We start from the raw sequence: 26,729 nt of genomic DNA, 5'->3' as shown, positions 1-26,729 counted from the left end.
TTCTCCAGTAGTTAATTTATAAGACTTCTATGGTGGCATTTAAGGCTTTTTACAAAAGTAAGGATTACTTTTGTGCAAAAATCCATGTTCGGCGAGTTTGCTACTGAAAAGTTATAGGCTTATTTTTTAATGGTACATTATAGATCCATTGGGGCTCCAGGAGCCCCGGATCGCCTGCTTATCGGTATGGGTTTACCCAAGCATGTAGCGATTTATCGAAAAATGGTAGTGCCAAGCCAATTTTGGCTATCGCTGATACACTTTTTCCCCTTCAATCCAAGTCTGTAAAACTTGTACCTGCCAGATTTCTTGTGAATCTATTTCAAAAATATTCTTATCTAGCAAGATAAAATCGGCAAATTTTCCGGGCTGTAGGTTGCCTATTACTTTCTCTTGGTGGCCGGCATAGGCTGCATCCAGGGTAAATGCGCGTAGGGCTTGCTCCAGCGTCATTGCTTCTTTGGTGCGCCAGCCTTTGCTAGGGTTACCCTGGCGGTCGCGGCGGGTGGTTGCGGCATGAAGGCCAAACAAAGGGTTAGCGGGTTCAACCGGGAAGTCGGAGCCAGCGGCTATTGGTGTGCCCTGGTTGAGAAGTGTTTGCCAGGCGTAGGCGCCGATCAGGCGTTTATCACCAAGGCGGTCACCCGCCATATTTTTGTCGCTAGTGGCGTGGGTGGGCTGCATGGAGGCAATCAGGTTGAGCTGTGCGAAGCGGGGAATATCCTTCACCTCTATAACCTGTGCGTGCTCTACGCGGTGGCGATACTCTTGCTGGCTTTTCTTTTTATCCAGGGCCTCAAGATGGTTGAGTACGATATGATTGGCTCTATCGCCAATCGCATGTACGTTCACCTGGAAGTTGTTATCCGTGGCCAGTTTCAGTAGCGATAACATTTTGCTCTCTGGGTAGAGCAGCAACCCCTTCTCCTGTGGGCGGTCGTGATAGGGTTCCAGAAGCGCTGCGCCACGGCTGCCCAAGGCACCATCGGCAGATAATTTAATGCTGCGCATATAGAGTCGCGTTTCTGGGCTGCCGATATGGCCAGCCTTCAGTAACTTAACATAGTTGTGGCTGTCCACCGATAACATTGGATAAACCCGCATAGGAATGGCGTTTTCCTTGGCCAATTCTCGGTAGGCAGTGAGGGTTTGTTCGTTGATACCCGCATCGTGCACACTGGTCAATCCCAGAGAAAGCGCCGTAGTAAAGGCGTTTTGCAGGGACTTTTTTTCCTGGGCTAGGGTGGGGGAAGGTACTGCCTGTTGTAGCAGGCTCATGGCGTTGTCAATTAAGATCCCAGTGGGTTCCCCTTCGCTATCCCGCAGAATCTCTCCGCCCTCAGGGGCCTGCGTGCTCTTATCGATACCGGCAAGATGCAGGGCTTTGGAGTTTGCCCAGCCTGCGTGGCCATCTACCCGACGCAACCAGATGGGATGATCAATCTCCAGAGCGTCCAGTTGCTCTCGACTGGGGAATTGTTTACCGGGCCAGGTGACTTGGTTCCAACCGCGGCCAAGCAGCCACTGGCCTGGTTCCAGTCTCTCGGCTTGGTGTTTTATCGCCGCAAGGGAATCCTCCAGAGAGTGGTCGCGCAGATCCAGTAACTCATTAAGTTGCCCAAGGCCCAGCATATGTCCGTGAGCATCAATCAGGCCGGGCAATAAGGTCTTGCCCTTGGCATCTATCCGTTCAGCATCTGAATACTTTTCATCCAGCTCAGTAAAATTACCAGTCTCCAGCACCTTGCCCTGGTCGAAGGCCATGGCATTGAACTGAATTAACGCTTTATCCGTGGTTTGGTATCCTGAAAAGTTATGGATGAGTGTCACTGCCTGGGAGCTGATAGAAGTGGCGGCAAGTAGTGTCGCCGCCAAAGTTTGGGCTAGACGCATATTGGAATGCCTTGTTGTTTTCGTTATTGGCCATTCTATGGTGGCTTCATGCCCCCTGAAAAGTAGATTAAATGGCTACTGGGTTAATGAGTGTGGGAGTAGGGGGCTTCTTACTGATCGGGTTCTATACGAAGTAAATGGCCCTGGGGTCCATCGGTGATGATGTAGAGATTGCCGTCTGCTCCGATTTCAGCGTCTCGAACCCGCTCACCGATGACAATTCTTCTCTCAATATTCAGCGGATCCCCTTGCGGATTGATTACCCTCAGGTCTTGGGTGACCAAACCAGCGGAAAGGAGGTGACCACGCCACTGTGGAAATGCTGTGCCGGTATAAATGGTGAGGCCGCCGGGGGCATGGGTATCAATCCAGGCAAGGAACGGAGAGGTAAATTCCGGGCTGGCAATTTTGAAAGAGATATTGGATCCATCCCGATAATCCCTACCAAAGGTCACTCTAGGCCAACCGTAGTTAGCGCCCTTTTGGACCTGGTTTAATTCGTCTCCAGCTGCAGGACCGTGCTCTGAGGACCAGATAACCTGGCTTTCAGGGTCGATAGCAAGCCCCTGAGGGTTGCGGTGGCCAAAACTCCAAATCTCTGGGAGGGCGCCTTTGGTATTTACAAAGGGGTTGTCATCAGGTACTGAGCCATCAGGGCCAATACGGATTATTGAGCCAAAGTGTGTTTGTAGATTTTGTCCCTGCTCACGGGCAAAGATGTCGAGAAAATCCTGTGGGGGATTGCCGCCGTCCCCAATACTGGCCAGCAGGGTACCGTCAGGGAGAAAGGCAAATCTCGAACCAAAATGTGCGCTATTCTTTTTACCTTGAGCTGCCTTGAATATCTCTTGAAAGTCCACCAGCTGGCCACTTAGCCACCTTCCCCTACCAATAGTTAGGCGGTTACTTTCGGTATTGCCACTAGCGTAACTAAAATAAAGTAGCTGGTCTTTGTCAAAGTTTGGGCTGGCAATTACATCCAGAAGCCCTCCTTGCCCCTCAAAGAAAACCTGCGCTGGAAAATCAATAGCTTCGGAAAGGGTATTGTTGCTTATGGTGCGTAACTTACCATCTCGCTGAGTGATGATTAGAGTGCCATCAGGGAGCAAGGCTATACCCCATGGATATGGAATAGGGCCTGTCACCTTACTAATCTTAATTTTGTCTATCACGGGGATCGCGCCCCGGGAAAGAAAAGTATCAGCAGAGCTTACACCAGAGGTGATTGTGCAAGTGAAAGCTAATAATGTTGTATAAAAAGAAATCCTTCTCACTTTAGGCGACCCCTGGGGTAGGTGGGTGTGCCGAACAGTATAACAATAGGGCTATTGACAACAATGTCGATTTGCCTAGTGCAATGAGCACTACGCATTGCATGAAGAGTCTCTTTCTTAGTGCTACCTAGTCTATACTGAATTATTTTTTATTTTGTAAAAACTCAATAGTGAGATAATCAATCTTTTCAGCTTTTCAGCTTTTCAGCTTTTCAGCTTTTCAGCTTTTCAGCTTTTCAGCTTTTCAGCTTTTCAGCTTTTCAGCTTATCAGCTAAAAGTAGTAGGAGAATAATTTACCCAAAATATTTTAGGTTTTTCAACGTTCTACTTATGTCGAGATTGTGATAATGGTACTGAAATTAGTTGATGTGGCGCCAAAATACTTTTGACTTGTGGGAGTAGATGGGTGTCAATGAATAGCAGATAACGGGGGGAATATCAGCTCTTTTGGTGAAAAAAATAGATAAGGGGGATGGTTGTTTAGGGTATGTAATTGGAATTTATAGACTTTATGGTTAAGCGGTATATTAATTGAGCGTGGTATGTAATACCTATGTTAATGCTATGGCCTTCATTTTCTGGGGTTTAAGATCTACATTGACAGGCCTTGATAGTCAAGCAGGCTATAGCAACTCTTAAAGAGTTCTTCTCAAGAAAATCTGATGTTTCAGCGGATTCTACCCCAGCCTCATTGAGGCTAAACAAAGAAGTTAACTCCCTTCTTTTTGAAAGCAAGCATACATGTACTCCATGTATCAACCAAGGAGTAATGGCTACCGGCACAGGCTGGAGTTAAAGAAAGCCTGTTGCTTTTCCTTTCATTGGTGAATATCTGTTACTCAGGTGACTAATAATTTAGTTTTACGCAGGATAATAAGCCATATCTACTAGTTAGGGTTGTTATTTGTTGAGATAGAAATAACGTGTTAAGCAGCTCTTTATATTTTTATTTCAAACAAAACTATTTTAATACTTTTGTCTTAGTGACGATTGTTGTGTTTAGCAGTTGCTTTTATATTTGCCACTTGCCTTACCCCAAGCCCGAACCTTTTGGCAACTGCTGATCGAGATTCACCAAAGTGCAAAGCTTGTAAAATCTCACGATTACGTGCCTGAATGTCGATTTGTCGTGATGTGGGTAAGGTGAGATAGGTACCGCCATAGATGTCACTAAGGGTTTGCAAGGATTGGATGGGTAGGATATCTATCAGCTTGCTTCTCTCTGGATATTTAGGGATATAAACATCCTGCCCTCCAAAAGAAGCTATCAGTATAAGCATATCGCTATAGCCAATTAGCTCGATAAGCTCTTGCATCAGATCTGGTAGCTTTTTGTGATCAATCTCCACATTATAAAAGCGGTTTTGGTTCCCTTGCTGCATTTTGTCATCCTTGTCAGATATAACATGCAACGAGAGTACGATTAACGATATACCCTGGCGTAGAGTGAAATGGTTCCCAATGCGTTATGGTGTGGCTTTGTGCTCTTTTGATTTTTTTAGGAATGGATGAAAGTGAAAAAAGATTTTATGATGAAAGGAAAGGTAGTATTTACAAGTTGTGGGGAAAAGTAACATCGGAGTTTGCAGTATCCGGGGTTGAATTTTGATTTTTGTAGATATTTAGGGAATATATGTGGGCTCAAAGGCATTGACCTGCTAGCCGATAGCCAAATACTTTAATTCATCGCTCTATGGTGGCTCGTTGTTAATGATGAAGCTTGACATTTTCACTAAATGTCAATGATTTAATGCTTCTTGGTTAGGTGGAATTAATCGTTGGTTGATCTCTACTTAAACCTTTCTTTTTTAAGAGGCGTTCTATGAGGCAAGCTATCTTGAAATGATTGTCTGGGAGAGGAGCTGATAAAAGTTAGTAGCCGCTTAAAATCAAGTTGATACAGCTATCAGAGGAGTAATGTTTGCCCATACTCCTAGGAGTCAATCCTTTGGTGCTTTATGCTCTTTAGCTGTGATTTATAAGTAGGATGATTCTAAAAGATGAAAGAGAATGTTCAATTTAGAGAATAGTTGTTAGTTTATTGGGTGAGGGGTGGCATTCAAGAGTTGAATGCACATGCCGCACGCCCTTCTATCATTCTATGGGAAGAGAAGTCTATATAGGTGTTTGAGGCTACTTTGCTCCCTATCTTCTTTGCGGTACAGACTTTACTTTACAGCTTATGAGGATGCTCTACTTGTCTTTATTTGATTAAAAGAGGTAAATAGAAAGTAAGAGTTTAAAAATTTATTTTTGAATTGTGATGTAATTCACTTGCTGTGTAAGTGAATTACATTGATGTGTAGAGTTTAAGTCTTAAAAATTGGCTCCATGTAGAATCGCAATAGTGCTTGTGGGGTATTATTTCTCTAAGAATTTAGTGGTTTTTTCTTAGAGGTGTCAGTGTTTTTAATAAATTTTGGTTTTGAAGCTGGCTAAAAACTATTTTGTAATTAGGAGGGTGGTTGTCTGGATATGATAGGTGGCACTGTATGGTAATGTTTGATGTAAGTGCGCCCAGCGGATGGCCAGGCGCTATTTTCCTACTGAGTGTCAGGTCTGTTGTACAAGGTGTCTTCAGGTTCTAGCAACTTTTCGCTGTTTGAATTCCTGGCTGCATTGGGGGCAAAAAATAACTCTGCGCAAACCCATATTGCTCCAATGCCTGGTATGGCAACGATCAACATACGACGGGGTAGCCCAGAACTGCGAAGGCGTTTGCTGCATACTGTTAGCGAAACCCAGATTATGCTTAGCTGAACCGGGATACTGACTACCGCCATAAATATTTCTGCAGTTTTCCAAATTCCATCGCTGAAATTAAAATTGCCATATTCCAATATTAGCCCAGTAATAAACTGAATGCAGAGCACCGGTATTATAAAAAGCAGCCAGAACTGTCGCCGCGTTACGTTACCATCAAAGTTGAAATAAAAATCCAGATAGTCTTGATCCCTCATGAGCATTTCCTCATCTGATTGTCAGAGCTTATATGGTGTGGTTCCGAGGTGATGTATTATCATCGGGAATTGCTTCACTGTTTTTCTTAAGGCTCTCAAGCTGGGTTCGATAATCGGCTTCTCTCTGAAATATTTTGCGAACATAATGGCGGGTTTCTGTGCCGCGGCAATAGCCATATTTTACCTCTGGACTATTGTAGAACTCTGCTTTTTGCAAGAGTACGATGTAATCTTCAACTCCTTTGCTGTTGGTGGTTGAGAACCATTGGTTAGGGTTCATCCCATCCTGCAGAGCTAGTCGGCGGGCATCTAAGACGTGTCCTGCACCTGCGTTATAGGAAGCAAAAGTAAAGGCCATGGCATCCCGTTTCGGTAAATTCATCCAACGTTGATATTGATTCAGATTGTACTTGGAGCCACCTTGGATATTTTGTGCCGGGTTAAAGTTATCCTTTACTCCCATTTCATTGGCAGTTTCAGGCATTAACTGCATTAGCCCCTGTGCCCCGGCGCGGGATATGGCATTAGGCCTAAAGTTGGATTCTGTAGATGCTTGTGCGGCAAGCCATACCCAATCGAAAGGTTCAATCGCATAGCGTTTAAAGAGCTTGTCCCAGGGGCTTAGCGTATTATTGGGTAGGATATATTCTTGTTGGTAGCCTATTCTTAGCTTGTTCAGTTGGCTCAGAAATTTCTGGAGTATTGTCTGGGCCTCTGCACTTTTCAGCCAACTGTTGAGGTCGTCGAGGAGAGAGGTATCATTATCCTTAGTTAAAGCAAAAGCAACCTTTCGATTTTCCCCAAATACTAGCGAAGTATCTAAGTTATTTCTGTAACCATTACTTCCATTCACGATATGTTCATCGGCGATAGTGAAATCTATTTCCCCCATGCTAACGGCATCAATGAGCTCAAGAATTGATACTCCTTTATCCGCAAAACCAATTCTGATTGCTTTCATGTTTTTTGAGCTTCCGGGATAGGTCAGGGGAATTTCTTGAGATAGTGCTTTCTCCTCTATCTCATCAAGATAGGCACTATCTTGATGAATAGTGAGTGTTTTTCCTTTTAGATCCTTGAATACTGCTAAAGCTTTTTTTTTGCGCTGTACGAGTACCTCCCGTGTTTCAAATAATGTGTGACTAAACGTTATTTGTTTTTCCCGTTTGCTGGTGTGAGTAAGATCTGCAGCTGCTATGTCTACGTTTCCTTCTTTCACTAAAGTTAAAATTTTGTTAATCGATGACGCTTTTTTGAATTCAATATTTACGCCCAGGTGCTCTGCATAAGCTTGTAGTAAATCGCATTCCAGCCCAGCAGGCTGACCACGATGATAATAACAGCCCACTCCATCCATTCGTGTGGCGACAGTTAACGTATCTATTGCCAGGATACTGTTGAGTCGATTCTTCGGGATCTTGCAGGCATAGATAATGACTCCTGAGAGGATCATTGCTGAGAGAAGGAAAATCCAACTTTTATTGAATGACTTCATGATAGCTCCTTGACTTGGTTTAAATCTTGGAGCCTATCGATGTCTCGCTAAGCCAAAAGGAGGAAGCAATTCCCGATTAACTGGTTATAAATCGCGGTTTAGAGTGATCGGGCTACATACCTAGCAACCCTCTAAGAGAAGGAAAAAACATGTCTGATGAAACTGATAGCAACTTGGAAGGAATTGATCCCTCGCCTTACCGGGATCGGCTCGACCCCAAAGTATCTGATGAAACCACTTCAAGTGCTGCGAAAAGCCTAAATCTAGATGGATTGCGCGATCTGTCTGCACTTTCCAAATTACAGGTACGTGAATTTACTCATACCAGTTCTACCCAGATGCAGGCCACATCCAATGCCATGACACAAATGGCTGCGGCTGGCGCCACTGCGGTAAATGCTATTTTAGATAATGGTAGTAAAGGGGAGGGGCAGAAAGATACTGCACAGCTATCTAATCGCTGATGGAGAAAAGTTTCCCGATTATCAGTGATTGGGATTTTCCGTACAGTGATATAGCCCAATAACTGGGTTGATTAATTAACTGATTGAAAGGAAAAAATTATGTCTGATGAAACCAATACTGTAGACGGTATTCAACCTTCCCCTTATCGCGATCGTGTTGACCCTAAAGTCTCTGACCAGACAACCAGTTCTTCAGCACAAAGCCTGAATCTGGATGGTCTACGTGACCTGTCTGCACTCTCCAAGCTGCAGGTTCGTGAGTTTACTCACACAGGTGCAACACAAATGCAAGCAACCTCCAATGCTATGACGCAAATGGCGGCGGCAGGTGCAAAGGCCGTAAATTACATCATGGATGGCGGTAAGTAAGGTTTTTGACCTTCAAGGGGTAGCGGTTTATCGCTACCCCTTAATAAAAGGAGCAAGTTATGAGAGATACTTTCCGAGATCGCCTGGCGACTAAAGTGGTTGATCAGATGGCAACTTCTTCAGCACTTAGCCTTCATCTAGATGGTCTGCGCGATTTGTCTGCACTATCTAAACTACAAGTACGTGAATTTACCCATACCGGCGCAACTCAAATGCAGGCAACAGCAAATTCAATCCTGCAAATGTCGGCAGTTGGGGCGCGCACATTTAGAGATACCTTCTAATTTACTGTCTGAAAGGATGAACAGATGGCAAAGGATGATGATACACCAACGCTTAGGGAACTCTCCGCAGGGAAGGGGAGGCTGATTGATGTGATGTCTAGTGCTTACTTGCAGCGTTCCATCAATAGCGCTGTGGAAACTACGCTGCAAGATCAAGTCAATGCGCGCAACCAGCGTATGTTGTTGATGACTAAGCAGCTAAATAAAATAGTTGATTTGTAATTTTATGAAGGACGAGGGGGGGGCGGCAAAAGAAGGGAAGCGTATGTCTTCCTCTTTTTTAGTTCAAAGTGCAGCCGATCATGTAAGGGATACAGCCTTGCAAACCTCTACAGTTGCCGGGAAAGCTTTTCAGAAATGGTTGACCCAACCATTCAACCTCATCTTCCTGCTGATAATCATCGTTGCACATATACAGTTGATCGTGGCTGTGATTCAGAGTTTCTTGATGCTGTTGCTTTCAATGTTCATGCGTTAAGGATTTCAACTTATGCCTAATACAAAACCTACAAGAGAAAGTTACCTCCCTCCGGATTTTGAAGAGCAGCTGGATAAACTGATTAGCAGTCAAGGCACCGATGTTGACTTGGGTGAAGAGCTACAGCAGTCAATCATGGCTATCTGTCGAGAAGTTAACGATGCATTGACAAAATCCTTTTCGGATATATCAACTACAGGCTTTGAGATGGATGACCAAATAAAGGGGCAAGGTGAAGATAATGAGTAATCAGACTAAAAATACTTTTCAGCCGGATGTAAGTAATATTTCCAAGCAAATTGTGAGAAACGCGGTAGAGCTACAAGGAATTCACATTTTACAAGGAAAATCTGACTCGTTAAGGGATGAAAGACTTAGCAATATCATGTTAAAAAATAGTGTGATGATGAAGTGGCTTCAGAATCCATCCAATACCAGCTATAAGGAAGTATTAAGTGGTATAGGTGTCAACTCACTAAAAGACGATGTCAGAGAAGCTTATCAGTATGCTCTTGAAATGGTCCATCAAAAGAGTGATAAAAGTTAACATAGCGCTCCAGCTGACCTTTAGTGACTAGAGGGCAATAACTCGTGGGGTTTCCTGGAGAGACCGGGGAGAGAAAATACAGCAAGGAGCTTGCTGCAATGCAGCCAGATTATGATTTTTCGGTTTTTATCGGTCGCTTCCAGCCATTTCATTTCGGCCATTTGGCTGTGATTTAAGGTCGCTTACAAGAAACCAAATTTTTATGTATTGAGATAATTCTAGTTCTTTAGAAAAAATCTTCAGAAATTTAGATGAGCGACGATTGATTGGATAGAGGGCTTGGTTAATCTGTTTTTCTACACCGCTCGTTAGCGGCTTCTCCAATGCTTGATCTATTCACCATGAAATAAATGTATATGTAATCAAGCTAAGGATTAAGATACAAAGTAAATGCCAAGAGTATATAAAAAGGAGAAACATAAAGACAAAAAACCTTTCTAGTTAGCCCTAGATTTCTGCTAGCTATGTCAATGTAGCTTATTGAACACTCTGTAATTTTTTAAGATAGGAATTAATGATGCCAGTAACACAACTTAGCCAATTACCTAATGCTCGCGCAATTTGGAGTGCAATAGATCAGTACAATATTTATGTGGTCGCCACAATGAGCGATGCTTTCGCACAAATACCGGACACTGGAGCCGACTTTCAAATGCCACCTCCGATACTTATGTATCATGAAGGAGACATGTGTGCACTTCTCATAATGGGAGAAAGGCATGGCGCACAATCTCAGGATATAAGAGCAGCTGCAAAAAATACTGCAACTGCAATTTTAAATATTCCCGACACGATGATAGCAGTTGAAGAACCTATTGAAGTTAATGATAGACTCTATTCCAATGGTGGGGCCCAGAAACAATTATCATTAATTGGTGATCAAAACCTACTTACATACGACCCCTCTTTGAGAGGTGCAATTAGCGCCGAGCTTGCTGATCAAGGCTATCGTCTAAATACTGATGCTCAGCCCTATCGTTTTTCTGCAGAACAAGGAAGGCGTTATGATCCTAGATATGGACAAAATGGAAATGCGCCATTGATAAACAACCAAATGGCCACTTCTTTAAGCACCTATGCTAACACGGGGGCACTCATAGCTTATCCAGTGGGACCCGACCATCTAAGGTTTGGGCCCGATGCCTACGTCAGAAATGAGAATGAAACTTTACAAGGTCAACTCCTAGCAAAAAATTGGACGGTACTTGAAATTTCAGAGCCTCCTCGTGGCGGTAACGGTAACGGTAACGGTAACGGTAGCGCTCAAAATTAACAGATAAATAAACATATCAAATTATTAATCTGTTGTAGTTCAGACTTGATCTGACAGTCACCGGTTTTTCAGAAGGTGCTCTGTCAGGTCAAATTCAGTTTACGAGCTCCTCCTTCCAGATGCTTTTACCCTCTTCAAGGGTTGCTATCGGTGTGCGACCACAACACTTTTTACCCTGATGAGTTCGATCATTATTGTAATATACGAGCCATTCTTCTAGATCCTTTTGTAGGTCTTCTATTGATCCATAGATCTTTCGTCGCAACGATGGTTGGTAGAACTCTTGTAATATAGTTTTATGGAAGCGCTCACGATGGCCAGTACCAAACGATTCGCGAGCAGCAGTTAGGAGAGGGTATCAATCAGCTTCGCCGGGTATTTCGCGATGGCAAGCTGTTGGTCGATCAGGATTTTGAGGCCGTCCGCTTACTGGCAGAAATGCCCACACAGGAGGGGATGCTGGCAAGAGCTATCTGAGCTCTTCTTATTACATCGCGTTCAAGAGCCGGCTTATACCGGCTTTACCATTCATTGGCGACTGATAGCCCAACCTTATAGAGATCTTCTGCCAAGGTGTGAATTTCTTCCGACAAAGAGATTTGCTGGGCCCATTCCTCAGGTATTCCAGAAACTCCGTAGTAAGCTCCGGCTATTTGTCCGCAAATGGCTGCTGTTGTATCAGCATCGTTGCCAATATTGGCTGCCAAAAGAATGGCTTCCCGAAAACTATTGGTATTGAAAAAACACCAAAGCGCCGATATTAGGGACTCGATAACATAACCACTTCCGGTTAACTCTTCATAGTGCTGGTCTAGAAATTGCCCACTGGCAATGGTTTTTACTTTTTCATTAGTTGGAGTTTGTTCGATAGAGGCGAGAAGCTCATTTTTATTGATGCCAATAAATATGGAAAGTATAAGATTACAGAGGAGTCGGCAGCTTTCGATGCATTCGTCCGAGCCATGAGTGGTTCTGGAGCTTTCCCCTGCGAAATAAATGGCATCCGAAGCTGATGAAGAAAAAAATATGGGAATTGGCGCTAAGCGCATGAGTGAACCATTACCTGACGAGCGAGTAGATGTTGAACCACTAAAAGGATCACCTGTTTGCAGATATCGATTTAATGCGGATAAAACTGTTGAACCAATATCGAAGCACTCACCCGTAGAGCTCATATACCCATACTGGTACCAGTTACAGTAACGATTCATCTGATCAGTCGCACTGAAGCCTTTTTTCTGGAGTAAACTGTGGGCCAGGCAGAGCGCCATGGAGGTATCATCGGTCCATTGCCCCTTTTTTAATCCAAATGGGCCTCCACCTTCCATGTCTGATAACGGAGTGAATTCCCCTTTGTACTTAAACTCCAACGTGGTACCCACAGCATCACCGCATGCGAGTCCGACTAAACAGCCTTTTACCTTGTTTAGCGTTTCAATATTCACCTATAAAATCCTTCTTATACCTGTTTGAGAGTGATTGCTAAATAAAATTAGGGACAATGGGGCAGGGCTATTGCTCCAGATTCCGCACAAAAGTATGTTTCCCTGAACCTGGACGCAAACTGTACAACGCGGCCGGGCGACCTCGTTCAGTACGTTTTTCACCGGTATCTATCAGAAGATCTGCCTGCTCAATCCTTCTGCGAAAGGACTTTTTCTGTAGAGGCTTGCCGATAATGACTTCGTGCACCTGTTGAAGCTCGGGTAGAGTGAATTTTCTGGGCAGTGCGTAGGCTGGGATAATACTGTAAAGAGCCTTTTGAGTAAGACGCTCATGTGCCTTATTAACAATTTTGAGATGGTCAAAGGCCAAGTTCATTTTCTTAACTTTTTCGAAAGGCAGCCAGGCGACATCGGAGGTGGTTTCTAATTCGCTTTCACAGGCCTGATGAGCGATCAGAGCCGTGTAACAAATGGTTACAGACCAGCCCCGCTGATCTCTGGAGGCGCCACCAAAGGTAGCTAGCTGCTCAACATAAGGGGGAACAACTCCGGTTTTCTCCTTGAGCTTTCGGGTGACCGTATCCTCTAGGGTCTTATCTTCGCTCTCGGAAATGAAACCTCCCGGCAGCGCCCATTTTCCCTGTTCGGGATGATTGGAGCGCTCTACCAGCAAAACTTTGAGTTGACCATCTTGATAAGTAAACAAGACGGCATCTACGGTAACTAGAGGGGCTTCAAAGTTGCCCTTGTTGTAGGCGGCGAGGAATTCTTTCTCGTTCATTGCTTTACTAAGTGTCAGTTAGTCACTTATGGTAGCTATCTAATCCTGTATGCTCAAGAGGGTTAGAGGGTTAGAGGGTTAGAGGGTTAGAGGGTTAGAGGGTTAGAGGGTTAGAGGGGTAAACAAATTCTTCTTATCACTTGAATAGAGCAAAATGAGAGGAGAGCTATGTCACGCTGGTTGATAATTACTGGATTGGTCCTGATAGTCGTTGGTATAGCGCTGCACTTTGCCCCCTGGCTATTTAACTGGTTTGGCCGGTTGCCGGGGGATATTCGGATTGAATCTAGCCGCACTCGTTTTTATTTTCCAATTGTCTCGATGATTATTGTCAGCCTGATATTAAGCCTCTTAGTTAATTTTTTCCGCAGATAAATATTCTATTGATGCAGCAGAATAAAAAAAGGCCGCATGGGGGCGGCCGCAAGGGACTTATAGGAGAGTATGAGAAAAGGAGGGTGCGTTCTCCGCTAGTCAAAAAAGGTCGTCCGTGACCTACCTGATTCAGCCTCTGAAATTGCGCAAAAGCGCAGAGTGATTTGTATTTCAGGGGCTTTGCTGGCCGTGACCAGCGACGACACTTCCTTGCGTCGTATCAATCCGGCTATCCACAAATTAGCCGGATTAATAACTTAGAAATCGTACTTAATGGATGCAGAGAAAGTACGGCCCGGAGCAGAGTTTACGTAGATATCACTGTCTTCATCCCAGCCAGCAACATTTAGGTAGGGCACAAACTCCTTGTCGAGCAGGTTGTTGACGGCCAGGTTGAGAGACATCTGCTCCATCAGCTGGTAGCCCAGAGTCCAATCTACAGAGCCATAGCCTGGAGTCCCTGTTTCGCCTTCATTGACATGTTCCATGCGGTCTGCCCAGCGCACTAGTACTTGGCTGGAAAGTTGTGCGACTGTGTAGCTGGCACCAACAACACCAGAAAGAGGGCTGATACTGGTGAGGTATTCGCCAGTGGTATCGTTTTCACCGCGTTGATAGCTGGCATTTGCAAATAGCTCGAATGCTGGAGACAAGTACCAATTTGCGCTCAGCTCCACTCCTTTGATCGTCACTGAGTCGATGTTTTGGTATTGGTATTGCTCAAACGCGTGCGAGAAACTGCCATCGTTGTTGAAGAAAGTTTCGCTGTCTATGAGTTCAGTTTGGAGGAAATCATCATACTCGGTAGTGAAGGCGGCAGCGCTGAAGGCGATGGGGCCCAGGTGTCCTCGCAAGCCTAGTTCGAAAGAGTCGCTGGTTTCTGGAGACAGATCATCAGCCGGTAATACCTCGTAAGCATAAGTAGAAGTTGGCTGTTTATAGTGCTCGATATATGCCAGATCGTAGGCTGGTACTTTGAAACCCTGGCCGTATTGGATGAAGGCAGACAAGCGAGAGTTGATTTTGTAGAGGGCTCCCAGATTGAAGGAGAGGTTGCTCTCCTCAATCGTGGCAAAAGGAGTACCGTCAGCTTTTTCTGCACCATCGGGGTCCATTTCGTACCAATCGTAGCGTACCCCTGGGGTTACAATCAGCTGTCCATTGGCAAAAGTCATTTCATCGTTCAGGAATAATCCCGCACGGGAGACTGCATTTTCGGGGAACTTTTCTGTTGGGATATTCATTGTGGATGTACCAGCCACTTCGCGGTACTGGAGTAGGGTACGGCGGCTTTCGGTTTTTTCCAGGTCTAGGCCGTATCCCAGCGTGTGGGTCTCGCTCAGAGTCTTGCTGGCATTGGAGAGGAAGCCAATAGTATCTTGGCTATAAAGACCAGTTTCCCACATATCACGGATTTCAAAAACTCCAAACATAGGGGCGTTGATGTCCAGCTGGCCATACTGTTCATCTTGCTGTTCGGATTCGTTTTTATACAGGCTAATATTCAGCTGGTCATAGACTGCACTGGGAGTCTCGCTGTGGTAGCGCAGTTGGTAGGCGCGGACCTCTTTATCGGAGATCGATTCTTCCTTGACGACGCTGTAGCCGTAATCGGCCAGCCCGCGGAAGTAGTGAAGCAGGCCGTCGGCGCTGTCGCCGGTGCTTTCCTGATTCCAGTGATCGATGCTGAAACTGATAAAGTCCTCACCGCCAAGGTTGTACTTGGCCTTGTAAAGCAGGCTCTTTGACTCAATTTCGAAGGGGGCCTGGCTCTCGTTGAAATTTTGCTGTTCTTCTCCATCGCGGAAGGTGGTATGCAGTAGTTGTTCAAAGTTGCCGGTGCGCAGAGCCAGGGTAGGGGATATGTGTGATTGAGCGGTAATACCGGTGTATCCGGTTTTGATTGCACCACCGAATTGCTCCCCACCCTCCAGATAGTCGCTGGCATCTTTGGTGGTGAATACCACGATGCCGGCCAGAGCGTCAGAGCCGTATAAAGAAGACGCAGCGCCCTTGGCCACCTCTACCTGTTTCAGGGTATCTATTTCAATAAAGCCGCGGCCCACGATGTCATTTTTACCATTGGCTCCATAGCCTTCGTTAACCCGCATACCGTCTTTGATAATCAGTACCCGGTCGCCACCCATGCCGCGTACCAGGATATTTTGTGCACTGCCGGCGGCGCCTGTTACTTCAACTCCGGGCTCGTATTGGAACAGCTGATTCATATCGTTCAGCTGAAGCTGTTCGATTTCCTCATTGGTGACAACAGAAACACTTCCTGTGACATCTTTCAGCGGCTTTTCCGCGCGGCCGCTGACCACAATCAGTTCCAGGTCGCTGTTGGCTGCTGAACCTGAAGTTTCGGCATGCAGGTTAGCGACGGAAGCCAGGCCCAGTATGGCCGCTGCAATTGGGCGAAGTTTCATGGTGTTGTCCTTGAGGTAATTTCTGTACTTCTGCTCTTGTTGGTCGGCGGTGGTTGGTTGCTCACCACTGGCGCCGATTGAGGGGGGATTATAGGGACGATTTTCTTAATGTAAAGCTAAATGCGAATCACTATCAATTAGATTAAATTTGACGTTGATAGGGAGTTCCGTTAGTTTCCGCGGCCATTAATACAGAACGAAAGTGCTGGGCTGAGGAGACTTGCAATGAATATTTCGATAATTGAGAACCTGATGGCCGATGTGGCTGATTTGTTTATGGCCCCAGTATTACTGGCGATTCTGGTTCTTTTTATCTACGCACTTTACGCAACGGGACGCTTTATCTCCCTATGGCTGATGCGACGCCGCAATGCTGGCACCTACAGCTTGGCCTTAAAGCAAGGTCGGAAAGAGGAGCTGCCCGGCTATCAGGTGCACAACTATTACGTGCGACACCCTTTGGCATGTGATGACGAGCTGGAAGTTTTTGCACTGAAAAAGTTGGAGATGCTGCGTATGGCAACACGCATTGCCCCCATGTTGGGCTTGATCGCCACCATGATCCCGATGGGGCCGGCGTTGCGAGCCTTGGCCGATGGCAATATCCAGGGGATCAGTGAAAACCTGATTATCGCTTTTGCTGCTGTGATCTGGGGTCTCGCAATTTCTACCCTGACCTTCTGGCCGGCCTCGGTAAAGAAGCGTTGGTTTGCTGCTGAGCTAATTAACATTCGCAAATTGAAGGAGGCTGTTTAATGCGCTTCCTGGATGAAGATGAAGAGCTCAACCCGATTTTGAGTGCGGTTAACTTGATTGATGTTTTTCTGGTGATTATTGCCGCACTGCTTATCGCTATCGCACAAAACCCGCTAAACGTGTTTTCCAATGAAAAGGTCACAGTCATCAAAAATGCCGGTGAGCCCAATATGGAAGTCATCGTAAAAGATGGGGAAGAAATTAAGCAGTACAAATCCACCGGTGAAATTGGTTCCGGAGAGGGCACTCGCGCTGGTGTTGCTTACCAGATGGCAGACGGCAGCCTGGTCTATGTACCGGAAGGAAAAGAAGAGTCTGCAAAAGACAAGGCTGTAGGGGGTAAATAGTCATGTTGAAGAAGGTTTGTATGCAATTGGCATACTTCGTCGTAATAGCCTTCACTACGATGATGGTGCAGGCTAACGATAAACCCAAAGTTTTGCTGATGATGTCCAGCCATACCGCGAAAGCCAAGGGGGAGCTGTTATCTGATTTGGCTGCGGACCAGCCGTTTGCCCTGGAGATATTTAACAGCAAAGGGAAGAGTGAAGAGCAAATAACGAAGGCCTGGGGTTCCTCCAGCCTGGTGATGCTTGACGGTATCAATCCGGCACTCTCCCAATTTATGTTTGGAAAATACCAGCCGCTGCTAACCCAGTTCCCCAAAGTGCCTGTGCTTTCCCTGGGGGATGCCGATAACGCCTCCATGAACCAGGGACTGACTGCTGAACAGCACCAATCCATCGCTGCGTATTTCAATAATGCTGGGCGTCAGAACTACCGGCACTTGATGCAGTTCCTCTCCTCCAAAGTCTTTGGCCTCTCTGAGCAGTCTGTAGTCGACCCAATTATTGTGCCTAAAGTGGGTTTTTATCATCCGCGTCTGCCAAGCCTGGTGACTGACAGCGAAGGGGATTTCTTTAATTGGCTGCAGGTATCTGCAGAGCAGCCGGTTATAGGTCTGGCTATCCATCGCTCAGTCGTGGATTACGAGCAGCAGCAGGTTGTAGATGCCATCTTGGCTGGCCTGGAAGAAAAAGGTGCTAAGGCTTTTGCCTTTTTCTTTGAAGGTGAGGATCTGCCGCTTTCCTATCCGGATTTACTGCAAGACGAAGCAGGGCAAACACGTGTTGATCTGATGATCAATTACCGCTCTCTCCATTATGTGAGTAAACGTCGTGCGGAGTTCGAAAAGTTGGGTGTCCCGGTGATTCATGCCCTGAACTATACCGAGGGCAGTGAAGCGGATTACCTTGCTGATAATAGTGGGGTTTCTCCTTCGTTAACTCCATTCTTCCTGGTGATGCCTGAAGACACCGGTAGTATCGATCCGGTAATTGTTGCCGCAAGTGAAGGTGGCAATAAGGTTGTAATGGCAGACCAGCTCGATGCGTTGGTGGAACGCGCCTGGAGTCATGCCTCTCTTGGCTACAAAAAAAACAACCAGAAAAAAGTGGCTACCTTTATCTGGAACTACCCTCCCGGTGAGAAGAATATTGGTGCGGCCTTCCTCGATGTCCCTTCTTCTATTGAGTCTATCGCCAAAGCCATGGAGGAGCGTGGCTATCAAATAGAACAGCAGGACTCCAAGACCCTGATCGCCTGGGCAGGCCAATTGCTGCGCCCTTACTATCGCCGTGAAGACAGCGTGGCACTGATTGATAAAGGTTTGGCGGACTGGATGCCACTTTCCACCTATGTCGATTGGTTTAATCGTTTGCCGGCCTCTGTGCGTGATCCCATTGTGGAGCGGTGGGGTAAGCCGGAAGATAACGCCATGTTGGCAGATTATGATGGTGAGCGGGCTTTCGTTATCCCACGCATGACATTGGGTAACCTGATTGTCCTGCCACAAGGGGTGCGCGCGGATAATGCCAAAGATCACGCCTCCCTCTACCACGATATGAAAACGCCGGTAAATCATACCTACCTGGCGGTTTATCTCTACGCGCGCAAAACTTTCGGGGCAGATGCCTATATTCACTTGGGAACACATGGTTCCCAGGAATGGTTAACCGGTAAGGAGCGCGGGCTCTCTGTGTTCGACGCCCCAAATTTGGCTCTGGGTAATATCCCGGTATTTTATCCCTACATTATTGATAATGTAGGTGAAGCTATGCAGGCCAAGCGTCGCGGACGTGCGACGATGATCAGCCATTTAACACCAGGCTTCGCTAAAGCGGGTCTTTATGCCGAAGTGGCAGAACTCTCTGAGTTGATTGGTAATTACTTGATTCTGGAAGAAGGGCAAACCCGGCTGAATACCCAGGAGCGTATTATCACCCTGGCGGACAAGCTGAATATGCTCAAGGATCTGGAAATCAGCGCTGAAACCCTGCAAGCTGATTTCGATGGCCAGCTCAGTCGTCTTCAGGACCACTTGGCCCAACTGGCTGAAATGAGCCAACCACTGGGTATCCATCGTTTTGGTCAGCTGCCCAAGTCAGAGCATCTCACCAGCACCATGCTGCAAATGCTGGGTGAAAACTATATTTTAGCTGCTGGCCAATATGAGAAGGAGCAGGGCCTGGCTTTGCCGGCGGAGCAGCTGCTGGATGAACGCAATGTAGTCGCCTTAGAAGCACAGCCGGGTTATCAGCTGTTAAATGCCTACCTGGCTGGCCACCAATTGCCGGAACTTTCTGAAGATCTGCAAAATCACCTCCAGCAGGGGCGGGAGTATGCCGATAACTTTGCCGGTATCGCCGAGCTACAAAACTTGATGTTGGCGCTTGACGGTGAGTACATTCCGGTGAGCTATGGGGGTGACCCTATTCGTAACCCGCAGGCAGTGCCTACCGGTCGCAACCTGATTGGATTCAACCCGGCTAAGGTGCCATCCAAGGAGGCTTATGAGGCCGGTGTTCAACTGATGGAGCAGACCATTGCCGACTATCGGGAAAAACATGGCCGTTTCCCGGATAAGCTGGCATTTTCCCTTTGGTCCCTGGAGACGATGCGCCACCAGGGTGCGTTGGAAGCACAAATACTGCATGCGCTGGGTCTCAAGCCCAAATGGAATCAGCAGGGCAATGTTACTGGAACTGAGGTGATTCCCTATTCAGAGTTAAAGCGCCCTCGTATCGATGTGGTGATCTCTGCTACTGGTCTTTACCGCGATGCTTTCCCTAATGTGATGCTGTGGCTGGCGGAAGCCATCGATAAAGTGGCGCAGATGAAGGAGGAGAACAACTTTGTCTATCGCCACAGTCAGGCCTTATTAAAGCAATTAAAGGAAGAAGGCAGTTCCGAAGAAGATGCGCGCTATCTTTCCTCTGTACGCATTTTCTCCAATGAAAGTGGCAATTATGGTACCGGCCTGAATGGTGCCAGCCTGGCTTCCGACAGCTGGGAGACAGACGACAAGCTGGCCGATCTGTATATGCGCCGCATGGGCTTTGCCTATGGTAAGGATGAATCCCGTTGGAGCGATGACCAGCGCAATGTTGCACTTTATAGCAAGGTGCTTTCCGGTACCGATGGAGTGATATTCTCGCGCTCCACCAATCTCTACGCAATGATGACTAATGATGACCCTTTCCAGTATTTTGGTGGTATGGGGCTTGCGGTGCGCAATCTCGACGGTAAGACACCCGAAATGTATGTCTCCAACTTGCGTCGCAAGGACAACATTAAGACCCAGACCCTGGGAGAATTTGTCAATCAGGAAATGCGTAGCCGTTATTTCCATCCCCGTTGGATTGAGGCGATGCAGGAATCCGGCTATGCCGGCGCAACGGCAATCCTGGATCGCGTGAACAACATGTGGGGCTGGGAGGTGATGACTCCGGAAACCATCCGTGACGACCAATGGCAGGAGATGTTTGAGGTTTACGTGGAGGATAAATACCAAATGGATATGCGTGAGTTCTTTGAGGAGCACAATGCGGAAGCCCTGGCGCAAATGCTGGAGCGCATGCTGGAGGCTGTGCGCAAAGGCTACTGGCCTGCCGATGCAGAAACGCTAAGGAAAATGGTGGAGACTTACACCGAGCTCGCCAACCAGCACGACGTAGCAACAGACAATGAGAAATTTACTGACTTTGTGAATCAGCAGGCCCTTGGATTTGGTCTTGCCCCGCTTGTGAGTGGCCAGACGGTAGATAATGTCGCTGCCAGCGCTCCCGCGTCTCAGCAAGTTAGTGGGCAGAAACTAGAACAAGTAAAAGAGCCCACAGCTCAGGACAAGCCCCGGGACTTCTTGTGGTTATTACTGTTGGTAATTGTTATCACTGGATTTATTAGCGTATTTTTTGAGCGCTTTTTTGAGGGGGGAGGGCAGCGAGTGACCCATATCTAGGCATTGGGGATTACCCTTGGCAATAAAAGCCAATCCTAAAGTCACTTTTTGATCAGTTAAGGCCAGCAATTCTTACCAGCGTTGCTGGCTTTTTCTTTTTTGGCAGAAAAAATTTTGAGCTAATGTTGTTGTTATTTTTCAGGAACCTGTCGATATTTTTTCGTATCCAGCAGGTAAAGTCAGAGAACACTCACAGGCTACCCGTACAGGAATGACATTTTTGTGAAATAATTCTGAAAAATTAATTGCGTGGAAATTAGCATTAAGCGTCTCAGCATAGTGGTCCATGTTAGGAAAGGTTAAGTCTCGGTTTTGCTGTAGCTCATTAAGTAATCAGCACCATTGAGATTTTTTCTGAGCTAGCATAAATATTTTGCAGTGAGAAGCTAATGAGAAAAATAATTCCACTGATTGCTCTCCTTTGTGCGGGAGGGTATTTTTTCTGGGCAAAGAGTCAAACAGATAGCCCACAACCGATTACTGAAAAACCAGTCTCACCTCCCTCCAAGAAAATTGTTCCAGCTGAAACTAAATCTACAGAAGAAGTGGTAGTGATGCCTTCCGCCCAAGAGCAAGAGGCGAACCCTGATAGTGCCTTGATGTGGGCAGAATCGGATGTCGCAAGGCAGGTTTTACATGAGTCAGGACGCTTGCCGCTTGATTTAAATGGAGAGACATATCTTGAGATTGATGTAGAGGCTCTGAAGAATTTATCTATTGGAGACTATGTTGATATAGAAATGCCTGGGGTGAAGGGAAATTACGATGCTCAGGTGGATAAAGTCCAGGAGCATGCCAGTGGGAATAAAAGTGTACAAATGAACCTGCCTGGTTATGGTAGCGTGTATTTTGTAAATTTCACAATTGGCAAAAACTCGGTATATGGTAATTTAACATTGCCTTCAGGCTCATACTCCCTAGAGGCGCAGGGAAATTATGCTTGGGTGGCTTCGAAAAAAGATTTAACCAGGAGTCACTTGGAAGAAGAGGTAAAATTAAAGTAAGAATTTATCTAATGTTGGGGTAGGAGTTACCTTACCTGGCTAGCAGCCAAGGGAGTGCTGCTTGAAGTGCCTGTTACTGCCAGAAGCGATTGCTTTTACAGGTGGAAAAGAGAGTAGGGAGTAATCTATTTTCCAGTTAAGGCGAGTGCATTTTGTGATTTGATCAGTTTAACCAAAGATGTAACCGGTTTCATTGGTTGGATCACAAAGGTTGGGGTAAATAATTTAATAATAAAAGGAACTGCTATGAAGCTAAGAAACAGTTTGGCTGCCGCTATAACGGCTCTTACCATCTCTGGGGCGGCAAGTGCGGAGACGATAAAAATTGCGGTTTGGTATACCGACCCTGCGGCTCAGTATACTGGTGATATTTCCGTAATGGTTGATAATCTGATCAGTACTTCTAACCGTATCTACGAGAATAATGGCCTGGATATTCAGCTGGAATTGGTAGACTCAAGAGAGTATTCCAAGGAGGACCTCCTCATTAATGGAGACAACCTCAATGAATTTTCTGGCTTAACTGAGTACTTTGCCGAGGATAGTACGCCGACCTACGCTGAAATTACGCAAGTTGCTCCCGGCCCAGTTGGGGTGCAGCGTCAACTTTTTGAAGCCGACATGGTTGCTCTGTTAGGCAAGGGCGAAGAAGTTTGGGAAGATGGACGCTTTCTTGGTACCCGCTGTGGAGTAGCCTGGGGCGGAATAGGTAGTAACGGTGTAATGGATCCTAGTGCCAAGCGCTTGGCCTATAGTTTGACTGCAGTTGATTGTGGGGGTACTGATCTTACATTTATTCATGAGCTGGGCCACAACATGGGGCTGACTCATTCTCGCCAACAAGGTGATACCAGTGGTTATGTTTACCGTTGGGGACTTGGTTACGGTATAAATAACAGTTTCTCCACTATTATGGCGTATCCATCTGCATTTGGAAGCGCTGAAAGACTGGATACATTTTCTGATCCAGGCAAAATCTGCAACGGGTTACCGTGTGGCGAGAGAAATCGGGCTGATGCTCATAGAGCATTGGAGCCGATTATTGATGATGTAGCTGGCTATTATTAATCTACTTTTACTCTCTTGATTTGTTGAGAAGTTATTGACTGTTAACTCCATTGTTTTGGGGAGGGCTTTGCCCTCCCTTTTTTTGTTCTTTAACTTTTGGGTTGACTTGTTCTGCAGGTGTCTTTTTTATCTTTTGGTGTAATTTATCGCATCCTTTTTTTTGGTTATAGCTTTATAACCATTTAAGCTCCTCAAGTGGATGAACTTCTCAATATTTTTAAGGACTTATATTTGTTGGTTGCGATGAGGTTTGCAGTTTTTTATGATTTTGTTGTCGGCTTCAGTTGCGATCATTTTTTTATTTTTCTTATCTGTGAAGTGTTTTAAAAAAAATATTTTGAGGTCCTGATACCATTCTTCGTCTGAGTCTGGGTGATGGCGAGAATGTCTGGAAGTAACCTTTTCTGGTTGATGTTGCGAGAAAAAATTTTCTTCTGAAGCTTGGGGTTTCGGGAGTGTTATTTTAATAAATGAATGTTGGGATAGTGAGCTGTGAAGAAGTTGATAATTCCTGTTTTGGTGATCTTGCTAGGGGTTGGATATTATTTTTGGTCTAAAGGGCAGTCTAATACTGAAAGACAGGTCGCAAAAATTCCAGAGCCTAAACTGGCTATTGATAGGTTTCCTGTAGAAGACTCTTTGGATGAAGTTGTTGAAGGTGAGGCATCTGCAATGGATGAGCCTCTGGAAGAAGTTGAAAATATTCTTTGGGAAGAGTCAGAGTTAGCCAAGCAGGTACTTCATGAAAATGGTCGCCTACCAAAAGATCTCAAGGGTGAAACTTATCTTGAGCTTAACGTGGATATGTTAAGGAATTTAGAGATAGGCGAATATGTTGATATGGATCTTCCTGGAGTGGAAGGTGACTACGATGCTCAGGTGGGAAGTATTCAACAGCACGCGAGTGGAAACAAAAGCTTGGAATTAAACTTTCCGGGGCATGCACGCCTCTTTGGGGCCACAATAACGCTAGGAAAGGATGTGGTTTATGCTCAGCTGAACCTGCCATCGGGCTCTTACACTATGGAGGCACAAGATGGTTTTGCATGGATTGCGCCTAATGGGGCTTTAATTCAGGGTCATGTAGAAAACGGTGATCTACGTAGAAAACCATCGTCCCAAGGTAAGAAATTAGAAGGCGGCGATCTTTTAGTTGAAGATGAGCTGTAAAGAATCTAAAGATGAGGGATGCATAGTTTCAAATCTTTAGGTCGACAAGGGATGTGTCTATAGGTAACCCGTAAATATTAAGAGTTTATTTTCTCGATAGGTTGGAAAAAAAGGATAGTTTCTTTGCGGGTTAGGGTGCAAAAGCATGTCATGTTGGCAGTTGATCAATTTTTGCAGCTGCCAAAAAAAGTACATGCATTAATTATATAAAAAAAAGGAAGACTACAATGAGTCTCAAAAAAAGTTTAGCTGCTGCCGTTGCAGCTGCTGCAGTTTCCGGTTTTGCACAGGCTGAAACTGTTGATGTAGGCATTGTATATACAGATCAAGCGGCAGCTTATACTGGCGATATTTCTGCAAAAATTGATCAGTATATTGCTTATGCCAATAATTCTTTTAAAAATAACCTTGTTGATATTCAGCTAAACTTGGTAGGTACAGCGAGAACCTCCACAGATCGCCGCCCTACAGAAAGTGACATCGATACTATTACCGCGAGTAGCAGCTACCAGAACTGGCGTGCTTCAAAAAAAGCGGACATGATCATTTTGTTGGGCATGGCCGAAACTGATGGTCGTTATACCACTTGTGGTATCGCCTGGGTTGGTCAAGGTAGCAATGGCACAATGTATGCTTCTACCCGTGATCAAGCTTATAGTATCACTGCCGTAGACTGTGGCTACAACACTTTCGTTCATGAGCTTGGCCACAATATGGGCCTGAGTCACTCTACTGCTCAGCAAGGTACTCCTGGCGTGTACTCCTATGGCTATGGCCATGGTGTACAAAATAGGTTTACCACGATTATGGCTTATCCGCATGTATTCGGTACTACAACCCAGTTTGATATTTTCTCAGATCCGGATTGGGTAGCCTGTGATGGTTTACCTTGTGGTGAAAGAAGAAATGGTGTTGATATCTCAAACGCGTACCGCGCAATTGGCCCGATCGTAGATGATATTGCAGGTTATTACTAATAACTCGCTGTATCTATATGATCAAAGCAAGCCGTCATTTTATATTTAGTGGCAGTTGCTTGCACCTCTAGTCTTTGACTAGAAAAAAGCCGGGGTTTTTTCCGGCTTTTTAGTTTGACGACTGTTAGTCGCTAAAATTACGCGGATACCACTTAAGCTATACACGTCTGGAGCAGGCAATCTTTAAACTTATTGAAAAAAGCGAATACTGAGTGGGTAGCGCCAAAAAACGCCCTCATTGGCTCGGATGGCCCCAATAAGAATAAAAGCTACATTGATTAAAGCGAGCACGACCAACCCCAAAAGACCTACGCCGAGAACGATAAGAATAGTACTCACAATAGAGTAAATAAACAGGCTGATCATCCAGTTGAAAATCATCTTTCCATGCCTGTCAATCTCTGGAACCTGATCTTTTGTGGTTGCCCACATAATGACTGGTAATACAAAGCCTGCACCAGGAATAATAATCCAGGCCAGTTGACTCAGGTGTAGGAGCATTAGAAACGTATTTCTATCTAGTCCCCATGGTTTATAGCTATCCATAAATGCCTTCTCTTGCAATTTTACGTTTCATGTAAACTTTAATATGGCTGAATTTTATCCGGCTAGCGTTCTGTTGCTAGGCGAGCGGCAAGGCCAAGGAAAATAGCCCCCAGGATGCCCTCCGAATGTCGAGTAAATGCTGCAGGCTGTTTAAATACGTGTCCCAACCGGCTAAATGAAAGAGAAAATATTGTATTGACTATGAGGGCTGTGGTACTGAGCAGAATGCCAAGAAGTAATATTTGGGGCGTAAGGGGCTCTGTACTTGTGGTGAACTGCGGTAAGAACAAGCTAAAAAATAAAAGCGCCTTCGGGTTCATTAAATTATTAATCAGGCCTCTACTGACGAGCTGCCAAGGAGTTAGCCTTTCTGTTACAGGTTTAGTGTTCTGAACAGAGAGGTTGGCGCGCCAGCTACGCAATAGATTAAATCCAAGCCAGGCAAGATAGAGGGCTCCGACAGTTTTTACTACTATGGCGACCAATGGCATGGCCTGCATTATTTGGCCGAGGCCAAATGCGACGAGTAGCGTTTGAATAAGTCCTGCAATGAAAATCCCCAAACCGATTAAAAATCCAGCCAAAAAACCTCTTGTGGCGGAGTAGGTCGATATCAATACTAAATCTGGACCTGGTGAGATGGCCAATAGGGCAGATGCACCAAGGAAGGCGGTCAAAATATGAATCTCGGGCACAAAGAAAGCTCCTAGGGGACTTGTAGCTGGGGGATTATAACCCTGGGATCAGTACTTCCCCTGAAAAGTAGTGTCTTGTTATGAGGAAATCCAAATTGTACCTTTGCTTTAGATGATGCAGCGTAATTATCTGGAGAGGAAGGTT

26 protein-coding genes and 1 pseudogene are annotated in these 26,729 nt (G+C 45.7%); 16 read left to right on the top strand and 11 right to left on the bottom strand.

The genetic code is table 11. The annotated features are described in order from the left end of the window. Positions 1 to 246: 246 nt before the first annotated feature. From ACJJIV_RS02690 to ACJJIV_RS02670, 5 genes are all read right to left on the bottom strand, one after another. Positions 247 to 1,893, bottom strand: coding sequence for an amidohydrolase (locus ACJJIV_RS02690; RefSeq protein ID WP_444890669.1), 1,647 nt, complete (start codon positions 1,891 to 1,893; stop codon positions 247 to 249). 110 nt (positions 1,894 to 2,003) lie between these two features. After that, complete coding sequence (locus ACJJIV_RS02685) at positions 2,004 to 3,065, bottom strand: PQQ-dependent sugar dehydrogenase (protein WP_444890668.1); 1,062 nt, start codon at positions 3,063 to 3,065, stop codon at positions 2,004 to 2,006. Positions 3,066 to 4,148: 1,083 nt separating this feature from the next. After that, positions 4,149 to 4,550: a hypothetical protein gene (locus tag ACJJIV_RS02680; RefSeq protein ID WP_252085478.1), complete on the bottom strand. Its 402-nt coding sequence runs from the start codon at positions 4,548 to 4,550 to the stop codon at positions 4,149 to 4,151. A gap of 1,161 nt (positions 4,551 to 5,711) precedes the next feature. Then, positions 5,712 to 6,128 (bottom strand): DUF805 domain-containing protein, encoded by a 417-nt coding sequence (locus ACJJIV_RS02675; RefSeq protein ID WP_353505474.1) that lies wholly within the window; start codon positions 6,126 to 6,128, stop codon positions 5,712 to 5,714. Between the two features lie 28 nt (positions 6,129 to 6,156). Then, a complete protein-coding gene (locus ACJJIV_RS02670; protein ID WP_444890667.1) occupies positions 6,157 to 7,623 on the bottom strand; it encodes an MltF family protein in 1,467 nt (488 codons plus the stop codon). Positions 7,624 to 7,772: 149 nt separating this feature from the next. Here ACJJIV_RS02670 and ACJJIV_RS02665 point away from each other — a divergent pair, with 149 nt between their 5' ends. From ACJJIV_RS02665 to ACJJIV_RS02630, 8 genes are all read left to right on the top strand, one after another. Then, positions 7,773 to 8,087 carry a hypothetical protein gene (locus ACJJIV_RS02665; RefSeq protein ID WP_444890666.1) on the top strand — a complete coding sequence of 105 codons (315 nt, stop codon included), beginning with the start codon at positions 7,773 to 7,775 and terminating at the stop codon, positions 8,085 to 8,087. Positions 8,088 to 8,186: 99 nt separating this feature from the next. After that, on the top strand, positions 8,187 to 8,456 hold the full coding sequence (locus ACJJIV_RS02660) for a hypothetical protein (RefSeq protein WP_152453976.1): 270 nt from the start codon (positions 8,187 to 8,189) through the stop codon (positions 8,454 to 8,456). Between the two features lie 59 nt (positions 8,457 to 8,515). Next, positions 8,516 to 8,740: a hypothetical protein gene (locus tag ACJJIV_RS02655; protein ID WP_252085481.1), complete on the top strand. Its 225-nt coding sequence runs from the start codon at positions 8,516 to 8,518 to the stop codon at positions 8,738 to 8,740. A 24-nt stretch (positions 8,741 to 8,764) separates the two neighbouring features. Continuing rightward, positions 8,765 to 8,962 (top strand): hypothetical protein, encoded by a 198-nt coding sequence (locus tag ACJJIV_RS02650; protein ID WP_152453974.1) that lies wholly within the window; start codon positions 8,765 to 8,767, stop codon positions 8,960 to 8,962. A gap of 4 nt (positions 8,963 to 8,966) precedes the next feature. Continuing rightward, positions 8,967 to 9,218, top strand: a complete 252-nt coding sequence (locus ACJJIV_RS02645; protein ID WP_252085482.1) for a hypothetical protein — start codon at positions 8,967 to 8,969, stop codon at positions 9,216 to 9,218. Positions 9,219 to 9,230: 12 nt separating this feature from the next. Beyond that, positions 9,231 to 9,467 (top strand): hypothetical protein, encoded by a 237-nt coding sequence (locus ACJJIV_RS02640; RefSeq protein WP_444885327.1) that lies wholly within the window; start codon positions 9,231 to 9,233, stop codon positions 9,465 to 9,467. Further along, positions 9,460 to 9,765, top strand: coding sequence for a hypothetical protein (locus ACJJIV_RS02635; protein WP_252085484.1), 306 nt, complete (start codon positions 9,460 to 9,462; stop codon positions 9,763 to 9,765). The genes ACJJIV_RS02640 and ACJJIV_RS02635 overlap by 8 nt, the downstream gene beginning before the upstream one ends. Positions 9,766 to 10,282: 517 nt before the next feature. Beyond that, a complete protein-coding gene (locus ACJJIV_RS02630; RefSeq protein WP_444890665.1) occupies positions 10,283 to 11,038 on the top strand; it encodes a hypothetical protein in 756 nt (251 codons plus the stop codon). 94 nt (positions 11,039 to 11,132) lie between these two features. On the opposite strand, the pseudogene ACJJIV_RS02625 reads toward ACJJIV_RS02630, so the two are convergent. From ACJJIV_RS02625 to ACJJIV_RS02615, 3 genes and pseudogenes are all read right to left on the bottom strand, one after another. Further along, positions 11,133 to 11,384 (bottom strand): annotated as a pseudogene (locus ACJJIV_RS02625) (integrase core domain-containing protein); the annotation flags it as partial. 175 nt (positions 11,385 to 11,559) lie between these two features. Further along, complete coding sequence (locus tag ACJJIV_RS02620; protein WP_444890664.1) at positions 11,560 to 12,483, bottom strand: ADP-ribosylglycohydrolase family protein; 924 nt, start codon at positions 12,481 to 12,483, stop codon at positions 11,560 to 11,562. A 67-nt stretch (positions 12,484 to 12,550) separates the two neighbouring features. Beyond that, positions 12,551 to 13,264, bottom strand: a complete 714-nt coding sequence (locus tag ACJJIV_RS02615; RefSeq protein ID WP_444890663.1) for an NUDIX hydrolase — start codon at positions 13,262 to 13,264, stop codon at positions 12,551 to 12,553. A gap of 168 nt (positions 13,265 to 13,432) precedes the next feature. Here ACJJIV_RS02615 and ACJJIV_RS02610 point away from each other — a divergent pair, with 168 nt between their 5' ends. Further along, positions 13,433 to 13,639, top strand: coding sequence for a DUF2905 domain-containing protein (locus tag ACJJIV_RS02610; protein WP_252085488.1), 207 nt, complete (start codon positions 13,433 to 13,435; stop codon positions 13,637 to 13,639). Between the two features lie 257 nt (positions 13,640 to 13,896). Here ACJJIV_RS02610 and ACJJIV_RS02605 read toward each other — a convergent pair whose 3' ends face one another. After that, a complete protein-coding gene (locus ACJJIV_RS02605) occupies positions 13,897 to 16,068 on the bottom strand; it encodes a TonB-dependent hemoglobin/transferrin/lactoferrin family receptor (RefSeq protein ID WP_444890662.1) in 2,172 nt (723 codons plus the stop codon). Positions 16,069 to 16,293: 225 nt separating this feature from the next. Between ACJJIV_RS02605 and ACJJIV_RS02600 the strand changes: the two genes are divergently transcribed. The 7 genes from ACJJIV_RS02600 (at position 16,294) to ACJJIV_RS02570 (ending at position 25,343) form a co-directional block, all read left to right on the top strand. After that, on the top strand, positions 16,294 to 16,824 hold the full coding sequence (locus ACJJIV_RS02600) for a MotA/TolQ/ExbB proton channel family protein (RefSeq protein ID WP_444890661.1): 531 nt from the start codon (positions 16,294 to 16,296) through the stop codon (positions 16,822 to 16,824). Continuing rightward, positions 16,824 to 17,171, top strand: coding sequence for a DUF2149 domain-containing protein (locus ACJJIV_RS02595; RefSeq protein ID WP_020414951.1), 348 nt, complete (start codon positions 16,824 to 16,826; stop codon positions 17,169 to 17,171). The genes ACJJIV_RS02600 and ACJJIV_RS02595 overlap by 1 nt, the downstream gene beginning before the upstream one ends. A 20-nt stretch (positions 17,172 to 17,191) precedes the next feature. Next, the gene (gene cobN, locus ACJJIV_RS02590) at positions 17,192 to 21,124 is read left to right on the top strand and encodes a cobaltochelatase subunit CobN (protein ID WP_444890660.1); all 3,933 of its coding nucleotides are present in this window, start codon (positions 17,192 to 17,194) and stop codon (positions 21,122 to 21,124) included. Positions 21,125 to 21,513: 389 nt separating this feature from the next. Beyond that, a complete protein-coding gene (locus ACJJIV_RS02585; RefSeq protein ID WP_444890659.1) occupies positions 21,514 to 22,128 on the top strand; it encodes a protease inhibitor BamI-like protein in 615 nt (204 codons plus the stop codon). 246 nt (positions 22,129 to 22,374) lie between these two features. Then, on the top strand, positions 22,375 to 23,196 hold the full coding sequence (locus ACJJIV_RS02580; RefSeq protein ID WP_444890658.1) for a reprolysin-like metallopeptidase: 822 nt from the start codon (positions 22,375 to 22,377) through the stop codon (positions 23,194 to 23,196). Between the two features lie 492 nt (positions 23,197 to 23,688). Next, complete coding sequence (locus ACJJIV_RS02575; RefSeq protein ID WP_444890657.1) at positions 23,689 to 24,366, top strand: protease inhibitor BamI-like protein; 678 nt, start codon at positions 23,689 to 23,691, stop codon at positions 24,364 to 24,366. 227 nt (positions 24,367 to 24,593) lie between these two features. Next, positions 24,594 to 25,343: a M12 family metallo-peptidase gene (locus ACJJIV_RS02570; protein WP_252085495.1), complete on the top strand. Its 750-nt coding sequence runs from the start codon at positions 24,594 to 24,596 to the stop codon at positions 25,341 to 25,343. Positions 25,344 to 25,532: 189 nt separating this feature from the next. Here ACJJIV_RS02570 and ACJJIV_RS02565 read toward each other — a convergent pair whose 3' ends face one another. Beyond that, positions 25,533 to 25,889, bottom strand: coding sequence for a DUF4870 domain-containing protein (locus ACJJIV_RS02565; protein ID WP_444890656.1), 357 nt, complete (start codon positions 25,887 to 25,889; stop codon positions 25,533 to 25,535). 62 nt (positions 25,890 to 25,951) lie between these two features. After that, complete coding sequence (locus ACJJIV_RS02560; protein ID WP_252085497.1) at positions 25,952 to 26,584, bottom strand: LysE family translocator; 633 nt, start codon at positions 26,582 to 26,584, stop codon at positions 25,952 to 25,954. Positions 26,585 to 26,729: the final 145 nt, after the last annotated feature.

Source organism: Microbulbifer mixtoriginis (SeqCode) (assembly GCF_052466765.1).
This window is presented reverse-complemented; position numbering and strand designations above follow the sequence as displayed.

Coding starts and splice junctions, on each gene's coding strand:
- ACJJIV_RS02645 (WP_252085482.1), top strand. CDS start 8,967: ATGAAGGACGAGGGGGGGGCGGCAAAAGAAGGGAAGCGTATGTCTTCC.
- ACJJIV_RS02680 (WP_252085478.1), bottom strand. CDS start 4,550: ATGCAGCAAGGGAACCAAAACCGCTTTTATAATGTGGAGATTGATCAC.
- ACJJIV_RS02675 (WP_353505474.1), bottom strand. CDS start 6,128: ATGAGGGATCAAGACTATCTGGATTTTTATTTCAACTTTGATGGTAAC.
- ACJJIV_RS02605 (WP_444890662.1), bottom strand. CDS start 16,068: ATGAAACTTCGCCCAATTGCAGCGGCCATACTGGGCCTGGCTTCCGTC.
- ACJJIV_RS02600 (WP_444890661.1), top strand. CDS start 16,294: ATGAATATTTCGATAATTGAGAACCTGATGGCCGATGTGGCTGATTTG.
- ACJJIV_RS02640 (WP_444885327.1), top strand. CDS start 9,231: ATGCCTAATACAAAACCTACAAGAGAAAGTTACCTCCCTCCGGATTTT.
- ACJJIV_RS02665 (WP_444890666.1), top strand. CDS start 7,773: ATGTCTGATGAAACTGATAGCAACTTGGAAGGAATTGATCCCTCGCCT.
- ACJJIV_RS02585 (WP_444890659.1), top strand. CDS start 21,514: ATGAGAAAAATAATTCCACTGATTGCTCTCCTTTGTGCGGGAGGGTAT.
- ACJJIV_RS02565 (WP_444890656.1), bottom strand. CDS start 25,889: ATGGATAGCTATAAACCATGGGGACTAGATAGAAATACGTTTCTAATG.
- ACJJIV_RS02650 (WP_152453974.1), top strand. CDS start 8,765: ATGGCAAAGGATGATGATACACCAACGCTTAGGGAACTCTCCGCAGGG.
- ACJJIV_RS02660 (WP_152453976.1), top strand. CDS start 8,187: ATGTCTGATGAAACCAATACTGTAGACGGTATTCAACCTTCCCCTTAT.
- ACJJIV_RS02595 (WP_020414951.1), top strand. CDS start 16,824: ATGCGCTTCCTGGATGAAGATGAAGAGCTCAACCCGATTTTGAGTGCG.
- ACJJIV_RS02630 (WP_444890665.1), top strand. CDS start 10,283: ATGCCAGTAACACAACTTAGCCAATTACCTAATGCTCGCGCAATTTGG.
- cobN (WP_444890660.1), top strand. CDS start 17,192: ATGCAATTGGCATACTTCGTCGTAATAGCCTTCACTACGATGATGGTG.
- ACJJIV_RS02655 (WP_252085481.1), top strand. CDS start 8,516: ATGAGAGATACTTTCCGAGATCGCCTGGCGACTAAAGTGGTTGATCAG.
- ACJJIV_RS02570 (WP_252085495.1), top strand. CDS start 24,594: ATGAGTCTCAAAAAAAGTTTAGCTGCTGCCGTTGCAGCTGCTGCAGTT.
- ACJJIV_RS02580 (WP_444890658.1), top strand. CDS start 22,375: ATGAAGCTAAGAAACAGTTTGGCTGCCGCTATAACGGCTCTTACCATC.
- ACJJIV_RS02690 (WP_444890669.1), bottom strand. CDS start 1,893: ATGCGTCTAGCCCAAACTTTGGCGGCGACACTACTTGCCGCCACTTCT.
- ACJJIV_RS02635 (WP_252085484.1), top strand. CDS start 9,460: ATGAGTAATCAGACTAAAAATACTTTTCAGCCGGATGTAAGTAATATT.
- ACJJIV_RS02670 (WP_444890667.1), bottom strand. CDS start 7,623: ATGAAGTCATTCAATAAAAGTTGGATTTTCCTTCTCTCAGCAATGATC.
- ACJJIV_RS02615 (WP_444890663.1), bottom strand. CDS start 13,264: ATGAACGAGAAAGAATTCCTCGCCGCCTACAACAAGGGCAACTTTGAA.
- ACJJIV_RS02610 (WP_252085488.1), top strand. CDS start 13,433: ATGTCACGCTGGTTGATAATTACTGGATTGGTCCTGATAGTCGTTGGT.